General features: G+C 73.3%; 13 protein-coding genes. 10 read left to right on the top strand and 3 right to left on the bottom strand.

The genetic code is table 11. The features are described 5' to 3' along the window. Positions 1 to 105: 105 nt before the first annotated feature. Complete coding sequence (locus tag AW273_RS27615; protein ID WP_062354162.1) at positions 106 to 2115, top strand: beta-galactosidase; 2010 nt, start codon at positions 106 to 108, stop codon at positions 2113 to 2115. Between the two features lie 22 nt (positions 2116 to 2137). Then, a complete protein-coding gene (locus tag AW273_RS27610; protein WP_062354159.1) occupies positions 2138 to 2935 on the top strand; it encodes an ABC transporter ATP-binding protein in 798 nt (265 codons plus the stop codon). On the opposite strand, the gene AW273_RS27605 is transcribed toward AW273_RS27610, so the two are convergent. Together AW273_RS27605 and AW273_RS27600 are read right to left on the bottom strand one after the other, a co-directional pair. Continuing rightward, positions 2917 to 5310 (bottom strand): AAA family ATPase, encoded by a 2394-nt coding sequence (locus tag AW273_RS27605; RefSeq protein ID WP_062354157.1) that lies wholly within the window; start codon positions 5308 to 5310, stop codon positions 2917 to 2919. The two genes, AW273_RS27610 and AW273_RS27605, sit on opposite strands and share 19 nt — an antisense overlap. 43 nt (positions 5311 to 5353) lie before the next feature. Next, positions 5354 to 5914, bottom strand: coding sequence for an RNA polymerase sigma factor (locus AW273_RS27600; RefSeq protein ID WP_062354153.1), 561 nt, complete (start codon positions 5912 to 5914; stop codon positions 5354 to 5356). Between the two features lie 188 nt (positions 5915 to 6102). Here AW273_RS27600 and AW273_RS27595 point away from each other — a divergent pair, with 188 nt between their 5' ends. The 6 genes from AW273_RS27595 to AW273_RS27570 all read left to right on the top strand — a co-directional run bounded on the left by AW273_RS27595 (position 6103) and on the right by AW273_RS27570 (position 12682). Next, positions 6103 to 7332, top strand: coding sequence for a hypothetical protein (locus tag AW273_RS27595; protein ID WP_062354150.1), 1230 nt, complete (start codon positions 6103 to 6105; stop codon positions 7330 to 7332). An 83-nt stretch (positions 7333 to 7415) separates the two neighbouring features. Beyond that, entirely contained in the window at positions 7416 to 8339 is a 924-nt protein-coding gene (locus AW273_RS27590; protein WP_062354147.1) for a pirin family protein, read from the top strand. Positions 8340 to 8358: 19 nt separating this feature from the next. Next, positions 8359 to 10068: an MOSC and FAD-binding oxidoreductase domain-containing protein gene (locus AW273_RS27585; RefSeq protein WP_062354144.1), complete on the top strand. Its 1710-nt coding sequence runs from the start codon at positions 8359 to 8361 to the stop codon at positions 10066 to 10068. A 192-nt stretch (positions 10069 to 10260) separates the two neighbouring features. After that, positions 10261 to 11448, top strand: a complete 1188-nt coding sequence (locus AW273_RS27580; RefSeq protein ID WP_198168392.1) for a type III PLP-dependent enzyme — start codon at positions 10261 to 10263, stop codon at positions 11446 to 11448. After that, on the top strand, positions 11448 to 11828 hold the full coding sequence (gene speD / locus AW273_RS27575; RefSeq protein WP_062354138.1) for an adenosylmethionine decarboxylase: 381 nt from the start codon (positions 11448 to 11450) through the stop codon (positions 11826 to 11828). The genes AW273_RS27580 and speD overlap by 1 nt, the downstream gene beginning before the upstream one ends. Next, positions 11825 to 12682 carry a spermine/spermidine synthase domain-containing protein gene (locus AW273_RS27570; RefSeq protein WP_232327624.1) on the top strand — a complete coding sequence of 286 codons (858 nt, stop codon included), beginning with the start codon at positions 11825 to 11827 and terminating at the stop codon, positions 12680 to 12682. Before speD ends, AW273_RS27570 begins: the two co-directional genes overlap by 4 nt. Here the strand turns inward: AW273_RS27570 and AW273_RS38140 are convergent. Then, positions 12672 to 12842: a hypothetical protein gene (locus AW273_RS38140; protein WP_198168391.1), complete on the bottom strand. Its 171-nt coding sequence runs from the start codon at positions 12840 to 12842 to the stop codon at positions 12672 to 12674. The two genes, AW273_RS27570 and AW273_RS38140, sit on opposite strands and share 11 nt — an antisense overlap. A 17-nt stretch (positions 12843 to 12859) precedes the next feature. On the opposite strand from AW273_RS38140, the gene AW273_RS27565 reads away from it, so the two are divergent. Together AW273_RS27565 and AW273_RS27560 are read left to right on the top strand one after the other, a co-directional pair. Then, complete coding sequence (locus AW273_RS27565; protein WP_062354136.1) at positions 12860 to 13486, top strand: hypothetical protein; 627 nt, start codon at positions 12860 to 12862, stop codon at positions 13484 to 13486. Positions 13487 to 13676: 190 nt separating this feature from the next. Beyond that, complete coding sequence (locus tag AW273_RS27560) at positions 13677 to 14927, top strand: BtrH N-terminal domain-containing protein (RefSeq protein WP_157556224.1); 1251 nt, start codon at positions 13677 to 13679, stop codon at positions 14925 to 14927. The last annotated feature ends 59 nt before the right edge of the window (positions 14928 to 14986 follow it).

Below are 14986 nucleotides of genomic sequence, written 5' to 3'. Positions count from 1 at the left end.
AAGTCATCCGACGTGGTCGGAGCGTTACCAACGAGCCATGGGTGACTTTTTTCAAGATATAGACTATGTATTAGAGCAATACGGTGTACCAGCGAAGGAGTGAGCGTGGCCATCGAGGTCCGCGACGGTGTTACCGTCATCGACGGCGAGCCGCAGGTGCTCGTGACGGCCGACTACCCCTACTACCGGGACGACCCCTCCGTGTGGCGTGACCGGCTCATCGCGATCCGAGACGAGCTGGGCATCCGCGTGATCACGTGCTATCTCCCGTGGCGGCACCACCAGCCGACCCCGGACGGTCCGCCTGACTTCTCGGGGGAGAGCCAGGGGAACCGTGACGTGGTGGGATTCCTGGCGCTCTGCCACGAGCTCGGGCTCCAGGTGGTGGCCAAACCCGGGCCGTTCATCCACGCCGAGACCAACTACGGCGGTCTGCCCGACTGGGTGTGCCCGAAGAACAACTCGGCGATCGAGGCCGTGCTCGACGCCGCCGGCGAGGCCTCGAACTGGCTCGGCGACCCGTTGCCCGCACCGCTCGCGCCGCTGTTCGACGGCATGGTCACCCAGTGGCTCAACGCCACCGGCAAGGAGGTCATCGAGCCCGCGACCTGGCCGGACGGGCCGATCATCCTGATGCAGATCGCCAACGAGGGCATCTACACCAGCGGCGCGCTCCCGCTGAGCGCCTACGACTACAGCGCCTCGGCGCTGGCCTTCTACCGCGACCGGCTGAAGGACTGGTACGGCACCGTCGAGGAGTACGACCGCCTCCACGGCACCGCGATCGGCGACTGGTCCGACATCGAGCCCCCGAGGGAGTGGACCGGGCCTGCGCGATCGGAGGAGCTGCAGTCCTACGCCGACTGGGGGCGCTTCCACGCCGAGTACCTGGCCGAGGTCTACCACCGCTGGAGCGCCGCCGTCGCCGCGCGCGTCCCGGTCGTGGTCAACCTCAACCCGCCCGCCGAGCACCACCACTCGTTCGACGACTGGCTGGCCCGGGTCCGCCCGGAGATCTGGGACGGCATCCACTACGGCTTCACCAACTGGATGGGCGTCGTCTCGGCCAACCGCGACTCCCACGCCCGCTACGTGACGGCCGCCAAGCGGGCCCCGGGCCCGAACCTGGAGGAGAACTGGGGCTTCTCCAAGCTCTACGACCCCGCCTACGCCGACGGCACCACCTCCTACCACCAGACGCTGCTCGCGCTGGCGGCCGGCGCGACCGGGTTCAACGTCTACACCGGCGTCAACACCTCGGGCTGGACCACCGAACTCGACGACCTGCACGAGTCGCCCTACCCCGACTGCGCCCCGATCGACGAGAACGGCGCGGCCACCCCGAAGGCCCACACGCTGAAGTCGATGTCCGACTTCCTCACCCTGCACGGCGCCGAGTTCCTGGAGTCGCGCCCCGAGCGCGCCGGCGCCTACGGCCTCTACCTCCCCTACGCCGGGATCGCCGCCTTCTCGCCCGAGGGCTCCGACGCCCCGCGGCTGGGCCGGTCGCTGCGCGCCTACCACGAGCGCTGCCGCGCCGAGGGCGCCGACTACGCGCTGGTCGAACTCCAGAGCGCCACCGTCGACGACCTCGCCGTCCACGGGAGCGTGACCGTGCCGGGCGGGCCGTTCATGCACCGCCACGTGCAGGCGCTGCTGGCCGCGCACATCGCGGCCGGCGGCTCGGTCGTGGTCGACGGCCCGGCGCCGGCCCTCGACGAGGACCTCCGTCCCTGTACGGTCCTCGCCGACGCCCTCCCCTCCGCCCCGGCCGCCGCGGCGTCGCGGGTCCGGATCACCCACGGCCACGCCGACGCCTACCTGCGCGTCCACCCCGACCGCGACGTCGCCTACCTGACCGTGCTGACCCAGAGCGACCACGAGGGCGCCGTCTGCCTCGAACTCGACGGCCGGCCGATCGAGCTGATCACCGCCAAGGGCGGCGCGGCGCTGCTGCGGCTCGTCGACGGCGAACTCGACGACTTCCTGGTGAAGGGGATCAACACCTACCTCGACTCGGCCGTGCCCGCCGGGGTGAAGCACGGCGACCGCATCCACATCGCCGACCACCCGGCCGACCTCGACCGCGTGGGAGGGCAGTTCCGGGTGTCCTGAAACACCCTGACATGCTGTGCGGATGAACGATTCCGCGCTTGAACTCCACGGGGTGAGCGTGCGCGCCGTCGGCCGCGCGCTGGTCTCCGACGTGGACCTCACCGTCCGGAAGGGCGAGCACTGGGTGGTGCTCGGCCCCAACGGCGCCGGGAAGACCACGATGTTGTCGGTCGCCGCGACCGTGCGCCACCCCACCTCCGGCATCGCCCGGGTGCTCGGCAAGCAGCTCGGCAAGGTCGACCTGCGGGAGTTGCGCCGCCACATCGGCCTGGTGGCGGCCAGTCAGCGGCTCGTCGACGAGAGCCTGCTGGAGGAGGAGGGCGCGACCGCCAAGACGGTCGTCCTGACCGGCCACACCGGCACCAGCGCCCCCCTCTGGGACCAGTACGGCCCCGCCGAGCACGCCAAGGCCGAGGCCCTGCTGACCGACCTGGGCTGCAAGGACCTGGCCGATCGGCTCTTCGTCGTGTGCTCCCAGGGGGAACGGGCCCGCGTCCGGGTGGCCCGCGCCCTCATGGCCGACCCCGAGATCCTGCTCCTCGACGAGCCCTTCGCCGGCCTCGACCTGCCCGCCCGCGAAGACCTGATCGAGGCCCTGGAGGAGCTCGCCGTCCGTCCGGGCCTGTCGACCGTGCTGGTCACCCACCACCTGGAGGAGGTCCCGGCGACCACCACCCACGCGCTGCTGATGCGCGACGCCCGGGTGCTGGCCGGCGGCCCGGTCGCGGAGACTTTGACCGGCGAGCACCTGTCGGCGTGCTTCGGCCGCCCGCTGCGCATCGACCGCCACGACGGCCGCTTCTACGCCCGCAGGGGCTGACCCCGCACCAGCCGCGCCACCAGAGCGGTCCGGGAGGACACCCCCAGCTTCGCGAACACGTTCGACAGGTGATATTCGACCGTCTTCACGCTGAGCGTCAGCCGCCGGGCGATCTCCTTGTTGGTCAGCCCCGCCACCACCAGCCCGGCGACCGTGCTCTCCTGGGCCGTCAGCGCGTCGTTCGATCTCCCGCACGCGGCCAGCTCGCGCATGGACCGTTCCAGGAAGGGTGTGGCCCCGAGCGCCCGGAACCCGTCGCGGGCGGCGCGCAGCCGGACCGCCGCGTCGGTGCGCCGCCCCGACCTGCGCAGGAACGAGCCGTAGGCGAACTCGGCCCGCGCCCGCTCGAACGGATCGGGGGACCGCACCGCCTCCTCGAACAGCGGCGCCGCCGCCGCGCCCTCCCCGCACGCGGCCGCCACCCCCGCCCGGACCCGCGGCCCGCCCTCCGCCATCGGCAACATCCACCCGCAAGCGGCGAATCCGGCGTCGGGCGAAATCGCGGGATCGGGGGTGCCGGCCTCGACCTGGTCGGCGAACGCCGCCGCCGCGTCGAGGAACATCCGGGCCAGCCCGCTCACGGCGCCCAGCCCGTGCGAGAGCAGCGTCCGGGCGGTCGCGACCTCGCCCCGCGCGGCGTGGACCATGGCCTGCGCCGCCACGGTGTAGGGCGCGGTCCAGGTCCCCCGGGGGCGGGAGAGCGCGTCGTCCCAGGCCCCCGCCCGCACCTCCGCGAGGCACCGCAGCGTCTCGGCCACCGCGCCGGGGACCCCCCTCAGGTCGGCCAGGGCCCCGGACGCGTCGCCCGTCCAGAGCCGCGCCGCCGCGCGGCCGGTCAGCAGGTCGAGCTCCCCGGGCGAGGCCACCGCCGGGTCCGGCAGCCGGAGGTCCAGGACCTCGTCCTGCCGCCCGGCGGCGAACCGGGAGACCGCCTGGACGAAGCCGGCGCCCGGCCCCGACGCCCGCAGCGCCCACCGATGGCCTTCGTGCATCCGGCCGTCGGACAGGTGCAGGCGCGCCAGCGCCGTCGCGACCGCGCCCTCGAAGGACGGCTCCCGGTCGTGCCAGGCCCGTTCGAGCAGGCTCCGCGCCCGACCGCCGTCCCCGCACGCCTCCGCCACGAGCCCCGCCGCGAACGCCCGCGCGCCCGGATGGGCGTTGGGCTCCCGCGCGAGCTCGGCGGCCCGGCCGGGCTGCCCGGCGAGCAGCAGCGCGTGCACCGCCTCCGCCCGCGGCACCCCGCGCTCGCGCGCCGACGCGGTCAGCCGGGCGGCGCGCTCCAGGTGGTCGGCCGCCACCTCCCAGTTCCCGGCCGCCCCCTGCTCCCGTGCGAAGGCGGCCACCTCCCGGGCGAACGCGTCGTCGGCGCGGGAGACCGCGCTGATGCGATGCCGCAGCCGGTCGACCGGGTCGGGGCAGATGGCGGCGGCCTCCAGGTGCAGCCGCGCCCGCTCGCCCGGCCGCAGCCCCTCGTAGACCGCCGCCCTGGTCAGCGGATCGGGGAAGCCCACCAGGAGCTCCCCGCCGACCCGGTGGACCAGCAGCCCGGCCGTCACCGCCCCGTCGAGCAGCAGGATCGCGCCGGGGGTGCCGGCGAGCCGTTCGGCCTGCCAGAGCGGGCCCTCCTCGCCGAGCACACTCGCCGCCCGGACCAGCGCGCGGGTCCGCTCGTCGAGCCGTCCGAGCCGGTCCTGTACGTCCATCGCGTGCCCCCGCGGCGCGGGCAGCGGCCCCATGGGGTCGGCCAGCACGCCGGGCGGGGCCTGCCGGAGCAGCGCCTCGGCGTGCAGCGGGGAACCGCCGGTGTGCGTCCGCAACCGGGCCAGCGCCGCCGCCCCCAGGGGCACCGGGCACAGGTTCGCGGCGAGTTCCCCCAGTTCGGCCGCGCTCAGCCCGGTCAGCGACAACCGGGTCGCGTCGCGGAACAGCCGCCGCAGCCCGTCGGGCGGTTCGTCCCGGGTGACCACGACGACCAGCACGTTGCCGGTGTGCAGGCGGCGCAGCGCGAACGCCAGCGCCCGCACCGACGGGGGATCGGCCCACTGCGCGTCGTCGGCCACCAGGGCCACCGGCTCCGCCGAACCGGTCAGCACGCCCAGCAGGCGGGCGCCGACGTCCATGGGGTCGCCCGAGGCGTCGTCGTGGAGCCACTGCTGGGCGAAGCCGTAATCGAAGGAGCTTTCGAGGGGATCGCCGCTCGCGGCGAGCACCCGGAAGCCCTCCAGCGCGCTGCGGACCAGCGCGGTCTTGCCGACCCCCGGCGGCCCGTCGACCAGGACCAGCGCCGGGCGGCCCGAGCGGGCCCGGTCGGCGCACGCGTGGAGGGCGGCCCGTTCGCGGTCACGTCCGACGAAGGCGGCCCTCAGTTCAGACACGATTGTCACGGAAGGTAGGAGGGTGACCGGCCGCTCCTGATACCTACTCGGGGCCGCCGAGTTTGGCGCGCAGCGACTTCAGGCAGCGGGCCCGGGTCGGCCCGATGCTGCCGACCGGCATGTCGAGGGTGGCCGCGATCTCCAGGTAACTGGGCGGCGGCGTCGCCGACAGGATCCGCAGCAGGTCGCGGCAGCGTTGCCCGAGCTGCTCGAACGCCGCCAGCAGCCGGGCCGCCCGCGCGGCGTCGAGCGCCGCCTGCTCGGCGTCGAGCAGGACCTGCTCGGGGGTGCGGTCGGGCGAGCGGACGTCGGCGAGGAAGCCGTCTCCGGCCGGGGTCACCCGGCCCGCCGCCTTCGCCAGCCGCAGCGCCTCGCGCCGGGCGGTCGTGGCCAGCCAGCCGCCGACCTTGTCGGGCTGCTCGATCCGGTCGAGCCGCTCGGCCAGCCGTAACCAGGCCTCCTGCACGACGTCGCGCCGGTCGTCGTCGCCCAGCCCGAACCCGGCCGTCACCGCCCACAGCAACCCGGTGAACCGGGCCACGAGAGCGTTCCAAGCGGTCTCGTCTCCACCGGCGGCCCCTTTGACGAGGTCGGCGACGTCCATTCGTGTCCTCCTCCGCCGAGGGCCATCTAACAACGATTCGGGCCGGTTCGGTACCCGATGAGCGTGCCCGCCACAGGAGGCTGGAATCACCGATTTCCCCGCTGTCACAGGGGTTTCGTGCGCGTGGCACGCGACATTCTGGAATGATCGCGTCGTTATACCGTCGGACGTCGAGATTGATGGTTCGTATGCCTGAATTCGAAGAGGTCTCCGCCTGGGTCTCCGCGAACCCGGTCGGCGCGGCGATCATCGCCGTCTTCGCCCTGGTGGCGCTCGTCATCCTGCTCTATGTCCTGCGCGCCGTCTGGCGCGGAGCCGGCCGTGTCTTCACCAAGTACGTCGCCCCCCGGCCGACCGAAGACATCCTGACCATCGTCGCGGCGAGCATCGCGACCGGGGTGTCCGCCCAGGGCATGTGGCAGTTCGCCGGAGACGTCCTCGGATTCGACGGCCCGCTGCGGCTGCTGCTCTTCGCGTTCATCGAGGTCGCCGTCATCACCTCGGCCGTCCGGGCCCGCCGCAACATGCGGGAGAACTACGCCGCCGGCATCGACGGCCTGGCGGTCTGGGTGCTCACCGGCCTGTCGGCCGTGTTGTCGGCGATGGACGCCGCCAGCCTCGCCGAGGCGATCTTCCGCCTGGCCGCCCCGCTGGTCGCCGCGTGGCTCTGGGAGCGCGGCATGGCCATCGAGCGGGTCCGCCTCACCGGCCGCAGCCGCATCCACTGGCGGCTCACCCCCGAGCGCGCGATGGTCCGCCTCGGCCTGGCCGAGTCGAGCGACCGCACCGCCAGCGACGTCGACGCCCACCGCCGCCTCACCCGGGTCGCCCTGGCCGCCAAGCGCGCCCGCCACCTGCGCGAGACCGGCGCCTCCGAGCGCCGCATGCGCGCCGCGCTGGCCCGCCTCGACCGCGCCATGGACCAGGCGGTCGAGCACACCGGCCTGGCCAACGACGCCGAGCGCCAGGAGGCGCTGCTCTCGCAGATCGGCGCGTTGTTCAACACCAGCGCCCTGCTCGACCTCCACCCGCCGGTCCCGTGGGAGCCCGAGCCCCAGCAGCCGAGCATCGCCGTGCGCGCCCTGATGGCCCCGGCCGACGAGGAGGACGAGCAGCGCCGGCCCGTCGCCTCCCCGGTCGACATCATGCAGCGCTCGTCGTGGATCAAGGCCGCCCGCGCCTACTGGGACCAGGCCATCGAGGAGCGCTTCGTGCCCCGCGCGGCCGACATCGCCCGCGAGACCGGCGTCCCGATCGACATGGCCAAGGAGTTCCGCTCGCTCTGGAAGCTGGAGGCCAAGGCCCACGCGCTGATCGAGGCCGCCTACCTGGAGCACGGCATCGTCGACACCGGCCAGTTCCCGGCCATCCCGCCGGCCGAGCGGGTCCTGTCGGTGAACGGCGCCCACGCCGGCTGACCCTGCCGCGACCGAAGGCCCCGCTCGTCCGCGAGCGGGGCCTTCGTCTTCTCTCGTACGGGCGTCGGCGTAGATTCCCGTACATGAGCAACCTCGAAAGCGACCCCCGGGAGGCCGTCTGCGGCGGCGAGGGCGCGGGCGAACCGGAGCTGCTGCCCGGCCGTGACGTCGTGCTGGGCGGGACCCGCGGCATGAAGGTCACCCGCACGCTGCCCACCGCCGGGCGGCGGATGGTCGGGGCGTGGTGCTTCGCCGACGCCTACGGGCCCGAACCGGCCACGATGACGGTGCCGCCCCATCCCCACACGGGGTTGCAGACGGTGAGCTGGCTCGTCGAGGGCGAGGTGCTGCACCGCGACACGCTCGGCAGCGAGCAGGTGATCAAACCGGGGCAGCTCAACCTGATGACCGCCGGGCGCGGCATCGCCCACTCCGAGGAGTCCGAATACGGGCGGCTGCACGGCGCGCAGCTCTGGGTCGCGCTGCCCGAGAGCGCCCGGCACACCGCCCCCGCCTTCGAGCACCACCCCGACCTGCCCGAGCTCACCGAGCCCGGTTGCTCGGTGACCGTGCTCCTGGGGGAGCTGGCCGGGCTGACCTCGCCCGCCACCGCGCACACGCCCATCGCGGGGGCCGAGATCGTGGTGTCCGCGCCGTCGCGGCTGCCGCTGAAGCCCGCCTGGGAGTACGCCGCGCTCGTGTTGTCGGGGACCGCGCAGGTCGCCGGGACGACGCTGGAGCCGGGGCCGCTGCTCTACCTGGGCGCGGGCCGCTCCTCGGTGGACCTCGGCGGCGACGCCCGCCTGCTGCTGCTCGGCGGCGAGCCCTTCGAGGAGCGCATCGTCATGTGGTGGAACTTCGTCGGCCGCTCGCACGACGAGATCGTCGAGTTCCGCCGCTCCTGGGGCGAGGGCGCCCTCGGCCCGGTGCCCGGCTACGACGGCGACCCGCTCCGCGCCCCCGAACTGCCCTCCCTGCGGCTGAAGCCGCGGGGCCGCGTGCGCTGAGCTGGGTAGGTCTCCCGGTATGGGGGAGATCGTCGGAAAACTGCTGTCGGTCAACGTGGGCCTGCCCAAGGACGTGCCCTGGGAGGGCCGCACCGTCCACACGGGCATCTGGAAGAGCAGCGTCGAGGGGCCGCGGCGGGTGCGGCGGCTCAACATCGACGGCGACGGGCAGGGCGACCTGGCGGGGCACGGGGGTGAGCAGCGCGCCGTGCTGGTCTACCAGATCGACTCCTACGCCCACTGGAGCCGTCACCTCGGCCGCGACGACCTCACCTACGGCCAGTTCGGCGAGAACCTCACCGTCGACGGGCTGCCCGACGACGAGGTCCGCATCGGCGACCGCTACCGGATCGGCGGTGCCGTCTTCGAGGTCACCCAGCCGCGCGTCACCTGTTTCCGGGTGGGGTTGCGGATGGGCGTGCCCGAGATGGCCTCGCTGCTCGTCGGGCACCGGCGGCCCGGGTTCTACCTGCGGGTGATCACCGAGGGGTTCGTGGAGGCCGGAGACGACATCGAGCGCCTGTCGGTCGGCGCGGGGGAGGTCTCGGTCGCCGAGGCCGACGCTCTGCTCTACCTCCCCGGCCCGCGCGACCCCGCCCGGTTGCGGGCCGCGCTGGACAACCCGGCGCTGAGCCCCGGCTGGCAGGGCTCGTTCCGGGACCTGCTCACCGCCGCCCCCCTCGCCCGGCCCGCGTGGCCGGGGTTCCGGCCGCTCGCCGTCACGCGGGTGCGCCGGGAGAGTGCGGACACCGTCTCCTTCTATCTCGCCCCCGGCGACGGTTCGGCGCTGCCGGTGGCCCTGCCGGGCCAGTATCTGACGGTACGGGTGCCCGGCGGCTCGGTGCGCAGCTACTCGTTGTCGCTTGGATCCTCCGGCTATCGAATCACCGTCAAGCACGAACCCGGCGGCGAGGTCAGTGGATACCTGCACTCCCGGGTCGCCGAGGGCGACGCGCTGGAGGTGGCCGCGCCCCGGGGCGACTTCACGATGGCCGACGCCTCCTCACCGGTCGCGCTGATCTCGGCCGGGATCGGCATCACCCCCGTGCTGGCGATGCTCCACACCCTGGCCGAGACGGGCGCCGAACGGCCCGTCTGGTGGCTGCACGTGACACGCGCTGTCAGGACGCAGGTGTTCGCCGACGAGGTGCACGAACTGCTCGACCGCATCCCCGGCGCCCGGTGGAAGGTCTTCTTCACCGCCCCCGAACCCGGCGAACCGCTGCCGCCGCACGCCGAGACCGGCCGCCCGACCGCCGCCGGCCTGGCCGGACTCGGGCTCACGCCCGACACCGACGCCTATATATGCGGGCCCGCCGGCTTCATGGGCGCCATGGCCGACGCGCTGGCCGGCGCGGGGCTCCCGGCCGCGCGGGTGCACACCGAACTGTTCGGCACACTGGCCGCTGTCAACCCCGGTGTGGTGGACGCGCGGCACGTCCGGCCGCATCCGCCGGCGTCCCGGGGGACCGGCCCGGAGGTCACCTTCGCGCGCAGCGGGCTGACCGTCCGGTGGGGCGAGGAGTACGGCAGTCTCCTCGAACTGGCCGAGGCGTGCGACGTGCCGGTGCGGTGGTCGTGCCGGACGGGGGTGTGCCACACCTGCGTGACGGGGCTGCTGGCGGGTGAGGTCCGCTATCGGACCGAGCCGCTGGAGCCGCCGGCGGCCGGGGACGCGCTCATCTGCTGCTCGGCGCCGGTGCGCGAGGACGTCGTCCTGGATCTATAGCGGACGATTGGTGAAATATCCACATATGGGCGGACGGGAAACTTCTCTTCTGCCCTTCCCGTCACAGAGTTAAAACCGCCGGGCTCTATCAATTCGCTAAGTAAGGTCCGTGTCACCTTCAGGTTATGGTCATCGGGGTTCCCGTGTGACTACTTTCGGTGGGCGATATACCACGGAAAGTAAGGGGGAGCCGTGCCAGACCTGACTCTCACTCGACGTGTCGAGGGCGCGATGGAGGGGGCCGCAGTGCGGCTGCGCGCCTTCGCCGACCGTCACGAGACGCCCAGTCCCTGCCTGCTCATCGATCTGCCGACGCTCGAATCGACCTACCGGACCATGAGCCTCGCGTTCATCGGCGCCGAGATCCTCTACGCGGTCAAGGCCAACGCCGCACCCGGCGTCATCACCACCCTCGCCCGGTTAGGCGCCGGCTTCGACGTCGCCAGCCTCGCCGAGATCGAGCTCTGCCTGGCGCGCGGGGTGCCCGCGTCCCGGCTGTCGTTCAGCAACCCGGTGAAGAAGCGCTCCGACGTGGCCGCCGCCTACGAGCGCGGAGTGCGGACCTTCGCCTTCGACAACCCCGGCGACCTGCGCAACATCATCGTCGAGGCGCCCGGGTCGAAGGTGTTCTGCCGCATCCAGGTGACCCCGCCGGCCGCCGCGATGCCGTTCGGGGCCAAGTTCGGCTGCCCCGAGGAGGCGGCGCCCGAGATGCTCGCCGAGGCCGCCGACCGGGGCCTGCGACCCCAGGGCGTCACGTTCCACGTCGGCTCCCAGCAGCGCAACCTCGCCGCCTGGGACGCCGGCATCGCCGCCGCCGCGAAGATCGCCAAGATGCTCGAACCCGAGGGCGTGCGGCTGCCCGTCATCGACATCGGCGGGGGGTTCCCGATCTCCTACCGCGAACCGTCGGCCTCCTCCGAGGAGTTCGCCCGCGCGGTCGACCTGTCGCTCGCCCGCCACTTCGAACCCCGCGACCGTCCGCGACTGGTCATCGAGCCGGGCCGATCCCTCGTCGGCCCGTCTGGCATGATCCGCGCCGAGGTCGTGGCGGTCCGCGGCGGCGTGCCCGCCGACCCGCGCCGCTGGGTGTTCCTCGACGTCGGCCGCTACAACGGCCTGGTCGAGACCGAGAACGACACCATCGCCTACCGCATCCACACCCCCGCCGGGTTCGGCCCCGACGGGCCGGTCGTGCTGGCCGGGCCGACCAGCGACGGCGACGACGTGCTCTACCAGCACACCGACTACGCCATGCCCCTCTCGCTCGCCCCCGGCGACCCCATCGAGATCATGGACGCCGGGGCGTACACCTCCAGCTACTCCTGCGCGGCGGTCAACGGCCTGCCGGCGCTGCCGACCTTCTGTGTGCCGGGCTGATGACCACGCAGATCGGCCGGTTCAGCGGCATCCACGTCATCGTCGAGTTCGAGGACGCCGACCCGGCGCTCCTCGACGACGAACCCCTGCTGCGCACGCTGCTGCCCAGGGCCATGAAGGAAGCGGGGGCGACCGTCATGGAGGTGGTCTCCCACCGGTTCGTCCCCCAGGGGGTCACCGTGCTGACCCTGCTGGCCGAGTCGCACGCCTCGCTCCACACCTACCCCCAGCACCGCGCCGCCTTCGTCGACGTCTTCACCTGCGGTGACCGGGCCGACCCCCGCAAGGCCATGAGCGTCATGGCCGCCGAGCTGACACCCGGCCGGGTGACGACGAGGATCATCGGGAGAGGCGGTCAGCGAGTGGAGGCAACCCTTTGATCGAACACGACGGTCACCTGTGGATCGATGAGCCGACGACCGGCGGCATGCGCCGCCTGTGGCGGGTCGACGCCGTGCTCCACGAGGAGACGACCCCCTTCCAAGACGTCCTGGTCGCCGTCACAGAGCAGGGCGCGAGCCTGTTCTGCGGCGGCGAGCGCCAGTCGACCGAGTTCAGCCAGCTCGTCTACCACGAGGCCCTGGTCATCCCCCCGGCCCTGCTCGCCGACCGGCTCGACCGCTGCCTGGTCATCGGGTCGAGCGAGGGCGTGGCCTGCCAGCTCCTCGTCGCGGCGGGCGCCCGGGTCGTCGACCACGTCGACATCGACCGGCGGGCGGTCCGGATCTGCGCCGACCACCTGCCCTACGGCTACACCGTCGCCGAGCTCACCGCCGCCGAGCGGGGCACCGGCCCGATCACCATGCGTTACGAAGACGGCTACGCCTTCCTGGAGTCGGCCGCCGGCTACGACGTCATCGTCGTCGACCTGCCCGACGAGAGCCCCGAGGGAGACGCCCAGCACGACCGCCTCTACGGCGCCGCGTTCCTGGAGATGTGCCGCAAGGCGCTGGCCCCCGGCGGGGTCGTGTCGACCCAGGCCGGATGCATGACCCTGTGGCGCAACCACACGCTGCGCCGCTCCTGGGAGCGTTTCACCCGGGCGTTCCCGTCGGTCGTCTACTACGGCTCCGACGAGCACGAGTGGGCGTTCGTCAGCGCCCGCGCCGACACCCTCGCCGACACCCTCGGCCAGATGCGGCGCCGGCTCGCGACCCTGCCCTACCGCCCCGTCTCGATCGACGACGCGGCGCTGACCGGCAACACCGTGCCGCCCCGATCGGTCAGGGGTTAGGCGTGCCCTGCGAGGAGATCTCGGCCGTCCGTTCGCGGAGCCGGTCGCGGATCTCCTCGGGGGTGTAGGCCCGGCGACGCCGTTCGGCGCGGACCGCCACCACTCCGGTCGCCGCGACGCCCGCGAACGCGGCCAGGCCCAGGATTTTCCACCAGCGCATGTGCTTAGGTTACCGATATGAGCGGCATCACCCTCGACGAAGCGCTGACCCAGACCCGGACCGGTGACGTCTGGGTGTTCCGCGGCCGTTCGGTCCCCGACCGGGCGATCCAGATGACGACCAACAGCCCGGTCAACCACGTCGGCATGTCGGTCGTGATCGAAGACCTGCCGCCGCTGATGTGGCACGCCGAGCTGGGCCGGTCCCTCACCGACATGTGGACCGGCACCCGCCAGCGCGGCGTGCAGCTCCACGACCTGCGCGAGGCCGTGGTGACCTGGTCGAACAAGTACGGCCAGCGCGGCTGGCTGCGCCAGCTCCAGCCCGACGTGACCCGCGAGATGGAAGACGCCGTCCTCAAGACGATCGCCCGCCTCGACGGCACCCCGTTCCCCTCGACCGCCCACCTGGCCGGCCGCTGGCTGCGCGGGCGGCTGCCGTCGCGGCGCGCCCGCGACATGGCCCTGGAGTCGGCCTACTGCGCCGAGGTGGTGGCGGTGACCTACGAGGCGATGGGCCTGCTGACCAACCGGAAGGCGGCCAACTGGTACGACCCGGGGCGCTTCTGGAGCGGCGACCGGCTCGACCTGGCCACCGGATACCGGCTCGGCGACGAGATCGCGGTCGACATCCCGAAGGTGTAAGTTCGGCGGTGGCGGGCTCCACCGCCGAACCTCCTTCAGCGGGTCTCCACGCGGCTCGCCGCACGCGGAGGCAAAGGGGACCTCATCGCCTCTGGAGCGCGGCGGATCCGTGCACGGCGACAACCGAAGCGGCCGGAGCGAACATCGCGGGCGTGGACCGGGTGTCCGCGTGTGCCGCGATGGAGTCGTCATGACCGGCAAGAAGCAGCTCAAGGCGCGCATCCGGGCGCGCATGGCCAAGACGGGCGAGAGCTACACCACCGCACGCATGCACGTCGCGGGCGCGGCGGGCCCGCAGACCGACCACGGGTGGACCCTCCACGGCGGCCGCCACTCGGCCTCGGCGGCGGTGGCCAACATCCTGCGCAACGGCGGGTTCCCCGTCAGTGAGCCGCTCGTCTACGTGGCCGGGGGAGGGCTCGGCGCGGGCTACATCCTCTGGGAGTTCAAGCGCCACGGGTCGGCCACCGTCGTGCTGGGGTTCCGCAACCGCTGGCAGTACCCGCAGAGGTGGATGGACACCACGCTGACCCGGCTCGGGGTGCCGTTCGACGTCCACACCACCGGCGGCGCGAAGGGCGCGTCGGCGCGGTTGTCGGCCGAATTGGCGGCGGGCCGGGCGTGCGTGGTGCTGCCCGACCTCTACCACGTCGGCTACTGGCACGCCCCCGCCGCCCTCGACGGCCGGGGCGGGCATCCGGTCGTGGTCTACCGGGAGGACGGCGACGCCGTCCACGTCGACGACCGCAACCTCGCGCCGCTGCGCGTCGACCGGGCCCGGCTCGACGCGGCGCGGGCGCGGGTGGGGTCGTACAAGAACATGCTGCACGCCGTCACCCCCGCCCGGCCCCGGCTGGAGGAGGCGGTGCTGGCCGGGTTGCGCGACTGCGCCGCCCACCTCAGCGGGTCCTCCGACTCGTTCTCGTTGCCGGCCTGGCGCAAGTGGAGCCGGACCGTCGCCGACGGATCGGCGGCGAAGGGCTGGCCGAAGGTGTTCGCCGACGGCCGCGGCCTGGCGGGCGCGATGTTGTCGATCTGGGAGGCCGTCGAACCGGTCGGCACCGACGGCGGCAACCACCGCGACCTGTTCGCCGACGGCCTCGACGAGGCGGCCGGCCTGCTCGGCCTGCCACTGGGCGGACCGGCGGCCGAGTTCCGGCGCGTTCACGGCCTGTGGCACGACTTCGCCGAGGCGGCGCTGCCGGAGGCGGAGAACCGGCGGCTGCGCGAACTCACGGTGGCCGTCCGCGCCGCCGTGGCCGAGGGCTCGGCGGGGACGGCGGACGCCGAGGCGGCGGCCGCGGAACTGTGGGCGCTGAAGGAGGAGGCGACGCCGCCTGCGCCCGGCTTCTTCCCCGCGCTGGGCGAGCGGCTCGCCGAGATCCACCGGGCCGAGACCGCCGCGGTCGCGGCCCTCCGCGAGGCGCTGCCGGCGGAATAGTCAATGAGAAAAGGGCCCGCCGGGGCGGAAGAGGCGAAAGCCGCCCCGGCGGGCTTTCC

This window comes from Herbidospora yilanensis (assembly GCF_001570565.1).
GTDB classification, from domain to species: Bacteria; Actinomycetota; Actinomycetes; order Streptosporangiales; family Streptosporangiaceae; genus Herbidospora; species Herbidospora yilanensis.
The sequence above is the reverse complement of the archived record's forward strand: the minus strand, read 5'-3'. Positions and strand labels throughout refer to the sequence as shown.